We start from the raw sequence: 16316 nt of genomic DNA, 5'->3' as shown, positions 1-16316 counted from the left end.
AACCATGTAGACGAACAACCCTTTACAAGGTCAGGTTCGAATATTCCTCTTAAAAATGACGACCAAGTTATATTCGAGTTCATATGAACAACCCAGGTTATACATCTGCCGTGCAAAAAGGGTCTATTGAAAACGGATTTTCAGCTGCTGAATTAAGCAATGAATTCGCACAACTTTTAGATTGAGTGGAACCCTTACCTAATGGTTGTGCTTTTTAAATCAAATTATAAGAATAACAATTAAACATTTCAAAAAAAATCATACCTTTGCGCCCTGATTGAAAATCAATCATGTACATAAAAATCATTTAAATTAATATTGGAATGTATTTAACGAAAGAAGTAAAAGCCGAAATTTTTAAGAAACACGGCGGTAAAGCAGAGAACACTGGTTCAACAGAAGGTCAAATTGCTTTATTCACACACCGAATCAATCACTTGACCGGTCACTTGAAAAGAAATCATAAAGACTACAACACTGAGCGTTCACTTGTGAAACTAGTAGGTAAAAGAAGAAGTCTTCTTGATTACATGATTAAAAATGATATTGTAAAATACAGAGAGCTAATCGTAGAGCTAGGTATTAGAAAATAATATTGCAAAAAAGGGGATAGTTAACTATCCCCTTTTTTTTAATTACTCTGCGCCTTCAGAGTATAAACCAAACACATTGGTAAAGGTGAACAAAAAGCTACACACGGTTTTTCATTGGTCAACACAACAACACAACAACTCCGACCAGAGAATTTCAGTCGGAAAGACCATTGTTTAACAAATCTGCACTGTGCAGATTTTAATCGAATTTTATGATTCCAAAAGTATTTAGAGAGGTCATAGACCTTGGTGACGGTAGAGAAATTTCTATCGAAACAGGAAAATTGGCAAAACAGGCGCACGGTTCTGTTGTTGTACAATCAGGAAAATGTATGTTATTATGTACAGTTGTTTCCAACTACAAACAAAGTGATGTGGACTTTCTTCCACTAACGGTAGATTACCGTGAAAAATTTGCCGCTGCTGGTCGTTACCCAGGTGGTTTCTTTAAAAGAGAAGCTAGACCTAGTGATGGTGAAGTTTTGACTATGCGTTTGGTGGATCGTGTTTTACGTCCGTTATTCCCAAAAGATTATCACGCAGAAACACAAGTTATGATTCAGTTAATGTCTCATGATGACGATGTTATGCCTGAAGCTATGGCTGGTTTAGCTGCTTCTGCTGCTATTCAATTATCAGATTTCCCATTTGAATGCCCTATTTCTGAAGCAAGAGTTGGTCGTGTAAACGGTGAATTCATTATTAACCCAACAAGAGCACAATTAGCGGAGTCTGACATCGATATGATGATTGGAGCATCAGCTGATTCTGTAATGATGGTTGAAGGTGAAATGGATGAGATTTCTGAAGAAGAAATGGCAGATGCTATTAAATTTGCTCATGAAGCCATTAAAGTTCAATGTGCTGCTCAAGTAAAATTAGCTGAAGCTTTCGGTAAGAAAGAAGTACGTGAATATGCTGAAGAAAGAGAAGATAAAGATTTAGCAAAGAAAATTCATGACATGGCATATGATAAAGTATATGCTATTGCAAAAGCTGGTTCAGCTAAGCATGAAAGAAGCGCTGCTTTCTCTGAAATTAAAGAAGAAATCAAAGCAACATTTTCTGAAGAAGAATTAGCAGATTATGGTGATTTGGTATCTAAATATTACGCTAAAGCTGAGAAAGCTGCTATTAGAACTTTAACCTTAGATGAAGGTTTACGTTTAGATGGTCGTAAGACAGATGAGATTAGACCAATTTGGTGTGAGGTTGATTATTTACCATCTACACATGGTTCTGCAATTTTCACAAGAGGTGAAACTCAAGCATTGGCTACGGTAACTTTAGGTACTTCTAGAGATGCCAACAAAATAGATATGCCATCTTACGAAGGTGAAGAAAATTTCTATTTACATTATAACTTTCCTCCTTTTTGTACAGGTGAAGCTAGACCATTAAGAGGAACATCTCGTAGAGAAGTTGGTCATGGTAACTTGGCGCAACGTGGTTTAAAAGGAATGATCCCTGCTGATTGCCCTTACACTGTACGTGTAGTATCTGAAGTATTAGAATCTAACGGTTCTTCTTCTATGGCTACCGTTTGTGCTGGTACAATGGCATTGATGGACGCTGGTGTTCAAATGATCAGACCAGTTTCAGGTATTGCAATGGGATTAATTTCTGATGCAGAAACTGGAAAATATGCTGTTCTTTCCGATATTCTTGGTGATGAAGATCACTTAGGTGATATGGACTTTAAAGTTACAGGTACTTCAGAAGGTATTACTGCTTGCCAAATGGACATTAAGGTAAAAGGATTGTCTTATGAAATTTTAGTGAATGCACTTAAACAAGCAAGAAATGGTCGTTTACATATCTTAGGTAAAATTACAGATACTATCTCTACTCCTAATTCTGATGTAAAAGAACATGCACCAACTATGGTAACACGTAGAATTCCAAACGAATTTATCGGAGCTCTTATTGGTCCTGGAGGAAAAGTAATTCAAGAAATGCAAAAAGAAACTGAGACAACTATTGTTATAAACGAAGATCCAGTTACTGAAGAAGGTATCGTTGAAATCTTAGGTGTTGGTAGAGAAGGTATTAATGCTGTTATGGCAAAAATTGATGCTATTCTATTCAAACCTACTGTAGGTAGCGTATACGAAGTAAAAGTGATCAAAATGTTAGATTTTGGTGCTGTTGTTGAATATATGGATGCTCCAGGAAACGAAGTTTTACTTCACGTATCTGAATTAGCTTGGGAAAGAACTGAAAATGTTACTGACGTTGTTAATATGGGCGATGTATTTGATGTAAAATATTTCGGACTTGACCCAAGAACTAGAAAAGAGAAAGTTTCTCGTAAAGCACTTTTACCAAAACCAGAAGGTTATGTTGAAAGACCACCACGCGATGACAAAAAAAGAGATGACCGTCGTGGAAACGATCGTAATCGCGATAGAAAACCAAGAAGAGATTAACTCTTTGTAAGTTAAAATAGAAAGCCTCGACATATATGTTGGGGCTTTTTTTATGTAGTTCAACGGAAAAATGAACTTTTTTTTACCCAATTGTAACATTCGGAAGATTTTTACGTATAAGTATATGCAGTCTATGCAAACTGAACTTAATTTATTTTAATGAGACAGCTTAAGATTACAAAACAGGTTACCAATAGGGAAACCGCATCTTTGGACAAGTACTTACAAGAAATTGGAAAAGTTGACTTGATTACCGCTGATGAAGAAGTAGAGTTGGCACAACGTATCAAGGCAGGCGATCAACTCGCTCTTGAAAAACTTACCAAAGCCAACCTCAGATTCGTGGTATCAGTTGCAAAGCAGTACCAAAACCAAGGCCTTACTTTACCAGATTTAATTAACGAGGGTAACCTTGGTCTAATTAAAGCTGCACAGCGTTTTGACGAAACGCGGGGATTTAAATTTATCTCCTACGCCGTATGGTGGATCCGTCAATCTATATTACAAGCTTTGGCAGAACAATCTCGTATCGTTCGTTTGCCATTGAACAAAATTGGTTCTATCAATAAGATCAACAAAACTTTTGCCTTTTTAGAGCAAGCGCATGAAAGAATGCCTTCTCCTGAAGAAATTGCCAAAGAATTGGACATGACTGTTGACGACGTAAAACAATCATTGAAAAACTCAGGTAGACACGTATCTATGGATGCTCCTCTAATTGATGGTGAAGATTCTAACCTTTATGATGTACTTCGTAGTGGTGAGTCTCCTAACCCAGATAGAGAATTATTACATGAGTCTCTTCGTACAGAAATTGAGCGTGCTTTAGAAACATTAACACCTCGTGAGGCAGATGTTATTCGCTTATACTTTGGTCTTGCAGGTCAACATTCTATGACCTTAGAAGAAATTGGTGAAACTTTTGACCTTACAAGAGAAAGAGTTCGTCAAATTAAAGAAAAAGCTATAAGACGTTTAAAGCATACTTCTAGAAGTAAAATATTAAAAACGTATTTGGGTTAAAAAACTTAAGCGTTCAAGCTATAAAAATTGCACGTTAAATATTCCTTAAATTGGCAATATTGGCATATTAGTTGTAATTTTAACGGTAACAACAGTTTATCATGACTGTTCGTTTTTTGATTGATGAATAAACTCCGGCTGATTACCGGAGTTTTTTCATTTATAATAGTTTGCAATGCAATTTTAAAAGCTACGTATCTGTATACTATTATATACCCTAAAAAATCTTTCCTTATCTTAGAGTATCAGCATTAACCCAATGAAAAATACAGTACTAATTCTAATGAGTTTCGCGCTGTTTAACTCTTGTAACACTAAAAAGACTATTACTGATTTCAATAAGTACCCTGCCCCTGTAAACGAAAGTCTTTGGATACAATACACCAAAGATGCTACGCTCTTTAAACTTTGGTCTCCAAAAGCTGATGAAGTAATTTTAAGACTCTATAAAGACGGACAAAACTCTACTGTCTTTTCATACAATTACCTGACAAAAGAGCATCAAGGTATTTGGCAAACAAATGTCAATGGTGATTTAAATGGCATGTATTACACCTATCAAGTTAAAATTAATGATTCGTGGCTAAAAGAAACTCCGGGAATTTATGCCAAAGCCGTTGGAGTAAATGGTAATAGAGCAATGGTCTTAGATATGGAAACCACTAACCCAAAGGGTTGGCTAAAAGACTCATCCCCCACTCTTAGCAAATATAACGAGACTATAATTTATGAATTACATGTTCGTGACATGACAATTCATTCGCAGTCTGGCTCATCATTACCTGGTACATATTTAGGGTTAGTAGAAGCTGATACCAAAGGTCCAAATGGAGTTGCTACTGGTATTGATCATTTAAAAGAACTGGGTATTACCCATGTGCATCTTTTACCCACTTTAGACCACTACTCGATTGACGAAACCAATTTAGACACTCCACAATTTAATTGGGGTTACGATCCTAACAACTATAATGCTCCTGAAGGTTCTTTTTCTACAGATCCCTTTAATGCCGAAGTGCGCATTAAAGAGTTTAAGCAAATGGTAAAGAATTTTCATGATAATGGTATTGGGGTAATTTTAGATGTCGCATATAACCATACTGGCAAAACAGAAGAATCTAATTTTAATCAAGAAGTACCTGGTTATTACTATCGCCATTGGGAAGATGGAGCTTATTCAGATGCTGCAGCCTGTGGTAACGAAACTGCTTCAGAGCGAGCTATGATGCGTAAATTCATGATAGAGTCTGTTTTATACTGGACGAAGGAATATCATATTGACGGATTCCGTTTTGATCTTATGGGTATTCATGACATGGAAACCATGAACACTATAGCGGAGAAAGTTTTAGAAATAAACCCTGATGCACTTTTATATGGCGAAGGATGGACCGCTAAAGATTCGCCATTACCTGAAGAAAAAAGAGCCCTTAAAAAGCACATGCAGCAACTTCCTAAATTTGCAGCTTTTAATGATGACTTACGTGATGGGTTAAAAGGTTCTGTTTTCGAAGATGAAAGTTTTGGTTTCGTTAGTGGCGCTAAGAATACACAGGAATCAATTAAATTCGGAATTGTAGGTGCCATTCAACATCCTGAAATCGATTATGAAAAAGTAAATTATTCTGATGCTCCATGGACATTAGAACCTTGGCAATCTATCAACTATGCTTCTTGCCACGACAATCATACCCTATTCGACAAGCTAAAAATATCAAGACCAGACGCGACATTAGAAGAATTGATTGCTATGGATAAATTGGCGAATGCCATTGTATTGACCTCACAGGGCACCCCATTTATTCATGCTGGATCAGAAATACTTCGTGCTAAAAACGGAGAACATAATTCTTACAACCTACCTGATAGCATCAACCAAATAAATTGGAATTGGAAGAATGACTATAAAGAAGTTTTTGATTATTATAAAAATCTAATAAAACTGAGAAAAGAACATCCATCTTTTTATATGGCTACATCCGATCAAGTAAGAGAACATTTAAAATTTCAAACAGCTAATAACAATCTCGTTTCCTTTACACTAGAAGGTAATGCAAACGATGATAGTTGGGCGACCACTCTAGTTATTTACAACGCATCCAACAAAAAAATAAATTATAAAATTGATGGAGTTTGGCAAAAAGCTGTTTCTGGTAGTACCTTTGACTTTCAAGGTCTACAAATATTGAAAGACAGTATTGAAGTACCTCCTTTATCTATGTATATAGCCTTTCAGAATTAACTGTAATTCTATCAAATTCGTACAAACTCATGAGTTCAGATTCTCAACCTAATAACCCGCTTCATGGTATTAAGCTGGTGACCATACTTGAAGAACTTACAGAAAAGTATTCTTGGGAAGATTTGGCTGGTCAAGTAGATATTAATTGCTTTAAAAGTAATCCGTCTATAAAATCGAGTTTAAAATTTTTACGTAGAACTCCATGGGCTCGTGAAAAAGTTGAGCATTTATACTTACAATCCTTCAAAAAATAATGAGCCTTAATATAGTACTCATAGAACCTGAAATTCCGAATAATACAGGTAACATCGGCAGATTAGCCCTTGGCACCGGATCAACATTACATTTAGTAAAACCATTCGGATTTGAACTTACAGATAAACGCTTAAAAAGAGCTGGACTAGATTATTGGCAACACCTAAACGTACTTATGTATGAGAATGTTGATGAATTCTTTGCGCAGCATCAAGACAAAAAAATGATTTTCTTTTCCGCCTCTGCTACCAAAAATCATTGGGAGATTGATTATGAAGATGAAATGTTTTTGGTATTTGGGAAAGAATCTGTTGGCTTGCCTAAAGAATTATTAAAAAAAAATGTCGAAAATACAGTCAAAATCCCATTGTACAGCGAACATATTAGGAGTTTAAACTTAGCAAATGCCGTGGCTATTTCAATTTATGAAGGTTTACGTCAATTAGACTGATAATTACATGATGTTACTTTGTATCTTTAAGTAGCCAATTATCAGCAATCATGACCAATACCACCAACCGATTCTTAATTATCACCCTCACGTGTTTACTATTCTCTTGCAACAAGAAAGAAAAAGAAATCGTAGAAGAAACGAGTATCGAATTTAAAACTCCAAAAGATTTTCTACTAGAAGAAATTTACCATCCCAGTAATCATGAACAAGGCTCGTGGGTATCATTAGCTCAAGGTAATGGTGATATAATGTATGCTTGTGATCAATATGGCAAACTATATCAATTTCAAACTCCTGAAATTGGAGATGTTCTTAATGCGAAAGATGTTACGTCATTAGATTTAGAAATTGGGGAAGCACATGGTTTATTGTGGGCGTTCAATAGTTTATATGTTGCTGTTAATAAAAATTGGGATGACGAAATTTCAGACGACCAAGAGAATGGTAGTGGCATCTACAGAATAACCGATACTAATAATGATGGCAAGTTAGATACCGTAAAAATGCTTCTTAAATTAGAAGGAAGCGGAGAACATGGGCCACATAGTTTCACACTATCACCAGATGCAAAGGAAATTTATTTTATTGCCGGCAATCATACTTTAATTCCTGAAAGTGTAAAACAAAATAGTCGAATACCTAACAACTGGGGCGAGGATAATCTCTTTACACCCTTCTTAGATGCCAGAGGTCACGCAAATGATATTAAAGCGCCAGGCGGATGGATAACAAAATTTAATCCTGATGGGTCGTCTTTTGAATTAATTTCTGCAGGTTTTAGAAATCCTTTTGATATGGCTTTCAATGCAGATGGTGAACTTTTCGCTTATGATGCAGACATGGAATGGGATATTGGTATGCCTTGGTATAGACCTACTAGAATTTGCCACGTTACCAGTGGTAGCGAATACGGCTGGCGAACAGGATCTGGAAAATGGCCTGCCTACTATCCAGACAATTTACCTGCCGTTCATAATTTAGAACAAGGATCCCCAACCGCAGTTTTATCCACCTCTTCACTAAATTTTCCTGAGAGATATAAAAACGGACTATTGGCAATGGATTGGAGTTTTGGTACCGTTTATTTTATTGATTTAATTGAGAAAGAAAGTACTTATGAAGCCAAAAGGGAAGAATTCTTATCAGGAACTCCCCTACCCTTAACAGATATGATTGCGGGTAATGACGGTAACTTATATTTTGCAACCGGTGGTCGTAGACTAGATTCTCACCTCTACCGATTGCGATATACAGGCTCAGATACAACCAAAACATCACAGGTAAATTCAAATAATACACAAGAACGAAATCTGCGTAAACAAATAGAAGAGTACCATGTAACTGTTTCCCCGAAAGGAACAGAATTGGCATGGGAGCATTTAGTAGATAAGGATCGATTTGTGCGATACGCCTCTAGAGTTGCATTAGAACATCAACCTATTGCTTCTTGGTTAGACAATTACAAAAAAGAATCTGACAACAGAAAAATTATTGAAAGTAGTATTGCTTTAAATCATCAGGGCGACGAACAACTTCAATCGTTGATTTTGAAAAAATTAATGGCAATACCCATTACCACTTTAGATGCTGAAATGCAGATGAATTTACTTCGTACCTATTCTCTAAATTTCATTAGAATGGGAATGCCAAACAAGAGCGAAAAACAAAAAATCATAAAAACTTTAAACCCTTTATTTCCTGCAACAGAAAGTGCTGTGAGTAAAGAATTGGCTCAGATACTTTTATACCTAGAAGCTGACGGTATAGTTAATAAACTTGTAGAGAGACTCGAATATCATACAGGGCAAAAAACAGTTACAGAAGGTGTTGAAATGCTATCTAATGAAGCCACCTTGCGCAGTGAGCAATACGGTCCATTAATTAGGGATGTTATCGCTAAAATGCCGCCAAGTGAGGCTATTTATTACGGTATGCTATTAAGCAATGCCGAAAATGGATGGAACAAAGATTTAAGAACGCGTTATTTTTCTTGGTATTTTGATGTGTTAGGTTCTAAGGGTGGCATGAGCTTTAAAGCCTATATGGAGAATGTAAGGCAACGAGCCCTATCTCATGTTCCAGAAAAAGAAAGAGATTATTTTCAAGAAATTTCCGGAGTATACTCTCCATCTAGCGCTGTGGCAAATTTACCACAACCTTTTGGACCGGGTAAAAATTACACTGGCGAAAATATGGGCGATATTGTTTGGGGTGGCTTAGATAACTACCAAGGCAATATAAAAGCTGGTAAAAGAGCATTTGCCTCGGCAACCTGTGTATTGTGTCACAGAATGCGTGGTGAAGGTGGTGCTGCAGGTCCTGATCTTACCCAAGCACATACAAAATTCAGTACTTATGATTTAATGTTCGCTATTTATAGCCCGAACGATGAAATATCAGACCAATATGCAAATACCCTTTTTCATTTAAAGGACGACGCGAAACTGGCTGGTCGGATTAAATCTGAAGTTGGAGATTCTATTGTAATAATGCCGAATCCATTTAATGAAAGCTATACCGTTAGTATTGCAAAGAGTGCCATACTGAAAAAAGAGCTTTCACCGGTATCTCCAATGCCTCCAGCTTTGTTGAATAGATTAAATGAGCAAGAGGTCGTAGATTTATTCGCATATATCATTGCTGGCGGAAATGAAAATCATAAGATATATACTGGAAAAGAATAGTTTAAAATTTCATGAAATACAAAATTCCTGATCAAACAAGAATAGGTCATGTACACTTAAAAGTATCAGACCTAAATCAATCCATTCATTTCTATTGTGAGATACTAGGTTTTGAAATTACAACGAAGTATGGTGAACAGGCAGCCTTTATTTCTGCTGGTGGTTATCATCATCATATTGGTTTAAATGCATGGCAGAGCAAGAATGCACCGCATGCTTCGAAACATGGAGTCGGACTATACCATACAGCAATTCTATACCCTACCAAAAAGGATTTGGGGCAATTTTAAAAAGACTCAATGATTTTAAATATCAACTTACAGGCGCTGCAGATCATGGTGTTTCAGAAGCACTATGTCTTGATGACCCAGATGGCAGCGGAGTAGAACTTTATTGAGATCGGCCTAAAGATGAATGGTCACTTAATAACTAAGGTGAGATTGACATGTTTAACAAGCCGTTAAATTTAACCAATCTCATAGAATTAGCAGATTAAATTATTATTTTCAAACTAGAATTATTCCATATCCAATATTTTGTATACCAACCAAATTTCAACTTTATGACTATTAAGCTCCGCTATCTATTTCTTGTATTTGTGCTATCTATTTTTAGCACCAGTTTTGCTCAAAAAAAATCTAAAACGAATACAGCAACCATAACTCCAGATTTCTATGAAAATTTAGAATGGAGAAATATTGGACCCGTTCGTGGCGGTCGTTCATTAGGTTCAGCAGGTAGCCCAGGTAGACCGAACGAATATTATTTTGGAGCTACTGGTGGCGGACTATGGAAAACTACGGATGGTGGTAATGAATGGGAGCCAGTTACAGATGGTCAAATAACCAGTTCTTCGGTAGGTGCGGTAGCCATCGCAGAAACAAATCCTGATATTGTTTATATCGGCATGGGAGAAGTACAACTACGCGGTAGCATAACACAAGGTGATGGTGTCTATAAGACTAAAGATGGCGGTAAAACATGGAGGCATTTAGGACTTCAAGAAACACAAGCGGTATCTCGAATTAGAATTCATCCAACAAATCCTGATATCGTTTATGTTGCTGCTCTAGGTCACCCCTATGGTGATAATGAACAACGTGGGGTTTTTAAAAGTACGGATGGTGGAAATACATGGAAAAAAACATTATATGTTAGCGAAAAAGCTGGTGCGGTAGATTTAATCATCGACAGAAATAACCCTAAAGTTCTATATGCAAGCACGTGGCAAGTTCAACGAAAAGCATGGAAAATGTGGGGCGGCGGACCAGATTGTAAGCTATGGAAATCCACTGACGCCGGTGAGACCTGGACAGATTTAACCGAAAATCCTGGTATGCCAGATGGACCTATTGGTAAAATCGGAGTGACTGTTTCTCCGGCAGATTCAAACCGTGTTTGGGCAATTGTTGAAGCAAACGAAGGTGGTGTATTTCGTTCAGATGATGCTGGTAAAACATGGGAACGCACCAATGATGAGCGTAAACTTAGACAACGTGCTTTTTACTATTCTAGAATTTATGCTGATCCCTTTGATAAAGATATTGTCTACGGATTAAATGTTGATTTCTGGAAATCTACGGATGGTGGTAAAACTTTTGATATTGAAATAAAAGTACCACATGGCGATAATCATGATTTATGGATCGACCCTAACAATTCTGACCGTATGATTTCTTCTAATGACGGTGGTGGCATTGTTAGTATAAACGGAGGAAAAACCTGGACAGAAGAAGACTACGTTACAACACAACTATACCATGTAATGACAACGAACGATGTACCCTATCATGTTGCTGGTGCACAACAAGATAATAGCACTATTGCCGTACCAAGCGATGGTTGGGAACATATGCAGGCTCGTGGTCAAGGTGATGGTTGGGCTTACGCTGTTGGTGGTGGTGAAAGTGGGTGGATTACCCAACACCCCGAGAATTTAGATATTTTCTATGCAGGTAGCCAAGGTGCACTTTTAACACGATATGATAGAAGCAACGGGCAATCAAGAGACATTCAAGTATATCCAAGGTTTTTCTCAGGAGAACCTGCCAGTGCGCTACCAGAACGCTGGCAGTGGACTTTTCCTATTATGTTCGCTCCACAAGATTCTAACGTAATGTATACTTGCTCGCAACACGTATGGAAAACTACCGATGACGGACAATCATGGGAAAGAATTAGTCCGGACCTCACCTTTGCCGACCCCTCTACATTAGGGAAAACTGGTGGAATTATTACCATGGATATGAACGGACCTGAAATTTACGCGACTGTATTTGCACTTGCACCATCTAATCATGATATCAATACCATCTGGGCAGGCTCAGATGATGGTAAAATACATATTACTAGAGATGGAGGTAAAAATTGGGCAGATATTACCCCTAAAGATTTACCTAAATTTTCTAGAGTAAGTATTATTGATGAATCTATTCACAACCCAGGTACGCTTTATGTTGCAGCTAACAGATACCAAGTCGATGACAGACAACCGTATGTTTTTAAAACGCATGACTATGGTAAAACTTGGACCAAGATTATTAACGGTATTGAAGATGGTCATTTTGCAAGAGCGGTACGTGAAGATCCGGTAAAAGAAGGGCTGCTATTTTTGGCTACCGAACATGGCGTTTATTTTTCTATGAATGATGGTGAATTATGGCAGAGTCTACAATTAAAATTACCAGACACGCCTGTTCGTGATCTAGTTATAAAGGATAATGACGTGGTTTTGGGAACCCACGGAAGGGGATTTTGGATTTTAGATGATATTCAACCTATAAGACAGTTTACGCCAGAAATGGTGAAGCAAGACGCTGTTCTATTTAAACCAACAGATGCAATGAGAGGACTTACAGATGCTTCGATTCAATATTATTTAAAGGAACAAAAAGACACCATAACTTTTGAAATTTACGATGCTAAAGATCAATTGATAAACACCTTTACAGGTAGTAAACCAAAATATGAAGTAGACCCTAACCTTCCGTATTGGTTAAAAGGAGGCTCTTCAAAGCCTACTACTGCAAAAGGAATAAACACGTTTACTTGGGATATGAGATACCCAGGAGCTACCACTTTTGACGGAATGATTATTTGGAGCGCAAGACCTGCTCGTGGTCCAAAAGCACCATTAGGAATATATAAAGTAAAAATGAAATCTGGCGATTACGAGAAAATCTATGATTTCGAAATAAAAATGGACCCCAACCTTAAAGGTATCACCAAAGAAGATTTAGATGAACAATTTGAACTTTCGAATAAAATAATGAGTAAAACTTCAGCCGCCAATGAGGCGGTTATCAAAATTCGTGAAATTAAAAAATCACTTACAACTGCAAAAGAAAGCATTGATGTTGACGATTATGCTAATATAGTTACACCATTTTTAAATGATTTATCAGATGTTGAAGAAGCATTGTACCAAGTAAAAAATCAATCGGGTCAAGATCCTTTGAATTTTCCTATAAAACTCAACAATAGAATGGCTTCTTTGCGTAGAAGTGTAGAAGATGGCGATGCAAAACCAACCAATGGTGCCTATAAAGTGTTTGAAGAACTATCTGCAGAACTTAAAGTTGAACTTGAAAAACTGGATAGTATTTTAGGTAAATACAAATCAAAAATCAATCCTATACTAACTAAAAAAGGTGCATCAAAGATTGATTAAATGATGTTAAAGCAAAAGCTAAAACACAAGTAGAACGAATTACAAATACGTATTTTTGTAATAAACGATTAAGGTTTATTTATATGAAAAAGGCAAGTATAGCGCCATCGCTTTTAGCGGCAGATTTCGGAAATCTACAACGTGATGTAGAAATGGTAAATGCAAGTGAAGCGGAGTATCATCATATTGATGTCATGGACGGAGTTTTTGTTCCAAACATTTCTTACGGTATGCCTGTTGTAAAAGCAATTTACAAGTATGCCACAAAACCCTTAGATGTTCATTTAATGATTGTATATCCCGATAGATATCTGGAAGAGTTTGCAAATTTAGGAGCCCATATATTGACCGTACATTATGAAGCATGTACGCACCTACATAGAACTATACAGGCCATAAAGGCATTGGGCATGAAAGCAGGGGTTGCCCTTAACCCTCATACCAATGTAATGTTACTTGAAGATATCATTCAAGATATTGACCTTGTATTAATCATGAGTGTAAACCCAGGTTTCGGGGGACAATCTTTTATTGAGAATACGTATGATAAAGTAAGAGCTACTAAAGCTTTGATCACAAGAAAAAAATCATCTGCTCTTATTGAAGTCGATGGTGGAGTTACCACTGCTAATTCTAAAAAATTAGTTGAAGCAGGTGCAGATATTTTAGTTGCAGGTAGTTTTGTATTTAAAAGTGCCGATCCAATTAAAACTATAAAAGAATTAAAAGGATGAAAACTGAATTTGATATGGTCATCGTTGGTGGTGGACCAATAGGAATTGCATGTGGCCTGGAAGCAAAGAAAAACGGACTCAATTACCTTATTTTAGAAAAAGGTCCTATTGTGAATTCACTTTTCCACTACCCTAGTAACATGCAGTTTTTCTCTTCGTCTGAAAAATTAGAAATAGACGAAATTCCTTTTATTAGTAATGAAGCTAAACCTAAACGAGATGAAGCTTTAGAATATTACAGACGTATTGTAACCTCAAATAAATTGAATATAAAACTATTTGAAAAAGTAGAAAATGTTCAAAAAAATGAAAATGTATTTACAATAGTTTCAAATAAAGCCACTTATACTTCTAAACAGGTTGTCGTCGCTACTGGTTTTTATGACATACCTAATTTATTGAATGTACCCGGAGAAAATTTAGAAAAAGTAGTACACTATTATGACAACCCACATTATTATTCAGGTCAAAAAGTAGCGGTAATCGGAGCTAGCAATTCTGCTATTGACGCAGCACTTGAATGTTGGCGTAAAGGTGCAGAGGTTTCATTAATAATTCGTGGCTCAGAAGTTGGTCAACGCGTTAAATACTGGGTACGTCCAGATATCATTAATAGAATTGAAGAAGGTAGCATCAAAGCTTATTACAACACAACTATAAAATCAATTTCAAAAGATTACATCAATTTAATCACTCGAGATGGTGATGTAGCAATTGAAAATGATTTTGTTTTAGCATTAACAGGATATAAACCTAATTTTAATTTTTTAGAAAAACTAGGTGTCAATATAAGTAATGACGCAAAGAAATTACCCGAGTACAATCCAGATACTATGGAAACCAATGTAGCGGGTCTATATCTAGCCGGTGTAATATGTGGAGGGATGGAAACCCACAAATGGTTTATAGAAAATTCTAGAATTCACGCAAAAATGATTGTTAAGAGTATTATTTCGAGTGCTATAGCTACCTCGTAATTGACTGATATATTGGTATTCAAAGTATTTATAACAATAGATAATTTTTGAAAACGTTATATTTACTTAATAACAAAACCAAACCATATGATTTTCTTCGGTACTGGATCAGCTAATCTTGACTCGGTAAAAACTAGAAATATTACTTGTCAACACTGCAACAATCAAGATACTATTTACATCAATATTTACAGAAAGCATGCGCATGTTTTTTGGATTCCCATGTTTTCATTAGGAAAAAGTGGCAGTTCTTATTGCACCCATTGTAAAGAGACCTTATCGCCAAAACAAATGCCCGAGGCACTTAAAATGCAATATAAAAACATTAAAGCTGATGCGAAGGGACCTATATGGCAGTTTTCAGGACTTTTAGTATTAGCTCTATTGATAGGCTTTGTAATTTATTCTGGCGGCAAAGACAAAGAAAATACGCAGCTATATTTATCAGCTCCGGCAGTTGGTGATATATATGAGTTCAAAGCTGATAATGGCAGTTATTCTACGATGAGACTTGAAAAAGTAACTTCAGATAGTTTATACCTTTCTCTAAACGATTATGAAATATCAAAAAGATCTAGACTTTATAAAATTGATAAAGACGAGAACTATTCTGAGATAACTTATGGATATTCAAAAAATGAGATTTCTCAAATGCAGAAAGAAGGTATCATCTTCGATATCAATAGAGATTAAGATTCAATAAACGTTGTAGACCACAAATTAATTTACAATCACTATTCATAACAAACCAAAACCTGAGAAACTAGCTTCTCAGGTTTTTTTATATGCACTACCGTAAGCCTAAAATTATTGTTATTTACCTATAATATTGATAACTACATATATCAATTAAAATTTGCTATCAGTCATTACTTGATGTAATTCAATCAAAAATCGATTAAAGAATAATTCAAACTTGACGATTCAGAATTAGCTCCATTTACAGCTCTACTCTCAGAATTATGATTAGCTAAGGTTGGTTATATGTAAATTATGTCCTTATAAAAGTGCTAGACTTATTAACTATATAACCAAGACATTTATAATGATGCTACATGAAAGGTAGAAATAAGTTCACTGTAGAAATGATTTTACTATTGCAGTAGACAGTTGAGTTGGTATTGCTATTACCTCTTTGCTATAGGGGCGTATATGCAGTATAGTTTGTTGACTTCCGGGGTATAAAAAAAGCCCTTTACATTGCTGTAAAGGGCTTTCGAAAAAGGCGGCTACCTACTCTCCCACTTGATATAGC

12 protein-coding genes are annotated in these 16316 nt (G+C 36.2%); all 12 read left to right on the top strand.

The annotated features are described in order from the left end of the window. The first annotated feature begins 323 nt into the window (after nt 1-323). A complete protein-coding gene (gene rpsO, locus ACEN2N_RS18235) occupies nt 324-593 on the top strand; it encodes a 30S ribosomal protein S15 (RefSeq protein ID WP_441825665.1) in 270 nt (89 codons plus the stop codon). A gap of 212 nt (nt 594-805) precedes the next feature. Next, a complete protein-coding gene (locus tag ACEN2N_RS18230) occupies nt 806-3022 on the top strand; it encodes a polyribonucleotide nucleotidyltransferase (RefSeq protein WP_441825664.1) in 2217 nt (738 codons plus the stop codon). Between the two features lie 159 nt (nt 3023-3181). Beyond that, nucleotides 3182-4045, top strand: a complete 864-nt coding sequence (locus ACEN2N_RS18225; RefSeq protein ID WP_424002067.1) for a sigma-70 family RNA polymerase sigma factor — start codon at nt 3182-3184, stop codon at nt 4043-4045. 259 nt (nt 4046-4304) lie between these two features. Continuing rightward, on the top strand, nt 4305-6287 hold the full coding sequence (pulA, locus tag ACEN2N_RS18220) for a type I pullulanase (protein WP_441825663.1): 1983 nt from the start codon (nt 4305-4307) through the stop codon (nt 6285-6287). 29 nt (nt 6288-6316) lie between these two features. Beyond that, nucleotides 6317-6541, top strand: a complete 225-nt coding sequence (locus ACEN2N_RS18215) for a VF530 family DNA-binding protein (RefSeq protein ID WP_441825662.1) — start codon at nt 6317-6319, stop codon at nt 6539-6541. Further along, nucleotides 6541-6993, top strand: a complete 453-nt coding sequence (locus ACEN2N_RS18210) for a tRNA (cytidine(34)-2'-O)-methyltransferase (protein ID WP_441825661.1) — start codon at nt 6541-6543, stop codon at nt 6991-6993. The genes ACEN2N_RS18215 and ACEN2N_RS18210 overlap by 1 nt, the downstream gene beginning before the upstream one ends. 50 nt (nt 6994-7043) lie before the next feature. Next, the gene (locus ACEN2N_RS18205; protein WP_441825660.1) at nt 7044-9680 is read left to right on the top strand and encodes a c-type cytochrome; all 2637 of its coding nucleotides are present in this window, start codon (nt 7044-7046) and stop codon (nt 9678-9680) included. Between the two features lie 11 nt (nt 9681-9691). After that, the gene (locus tag ACEN2N_RS18200) at nt 9692-9970 is read left to right on the top strand and encodes a VOC family protein (protein WP_441825659.1); all 279 of its coding nucleotides are present in this window, start codon (nt 9692-9694) and stop codon (nt 9968-9970) included. A 272-nt stretch (nt 9971-10242) separates the two neighbouring features. After that, nucleotides 10243-13350 carry a VPS10 domain-containing protein gene (locus ACEN2N_RS18195; RefSeq protein ID WP_441825658.1) on the top strand — a complete coding sequence of 1036 codons (3108 nt, stop codon included), beginning with the start codon at nt 10243-10245 and terminating at the stop codon, nt 13348-13350. Nucleotides 13351-13433: 83 nt separating this feature from the next. Beyond that, nucleotides 13434-14084 carry a ribulose-phosphate 3-epimerase gene (rpe, locus tag ACEN2N_RS18190; protein WP_441825657.1) on the top strand — a complete coding sequence of 217 codons (651 nt, stop codon included), beginning with the start codon at nt 13434-13436 and terminating at the stop codon, nt 14082-14084. Next, nucleotides 14081-15061, top strand: a complete 981-nt coding sequence (locus tag ACEN2N_RS18185) for a YpdA family putative bacillithiol disulfide reductase (RefSeq protein ID WP_441825656.1) — start codon at nt 14081-14083, stop codon at nt 15059-15061. Before rpe ends, ACEN2N_RS18185 begins: the two co-directional genes overlap by 4 nt. A gap of 87 nt (nt 15062-15148) precedes the next feature. After that, a complete protein-coding gene (locus ACEN2N_RS18180; RefSeq protein ID WP_441825655.1) occupies nt 15149-15754 on the top strand; it encodes a hypothetical protein in 606 nt (201 codons plus the stop codon). Nucleotides 15755-16316 lie beyond the last annotated feature (562 nt).

This window comes from Maribacter spongiicola (assembly GCF_052119685.1).
GTDB classification, from domain to species: Bacteria; Bacteroidota; Bacteroidia; order Flavobacteriales; family Flavobacteriaceae; genus Maribacter; species Maribacter spongiicola_A.
The sequence above is the reverse complement of the archived record's forward strand: the minus strand, read 5'-3'. Positions and strand labels throughout refer to the sequence as shown.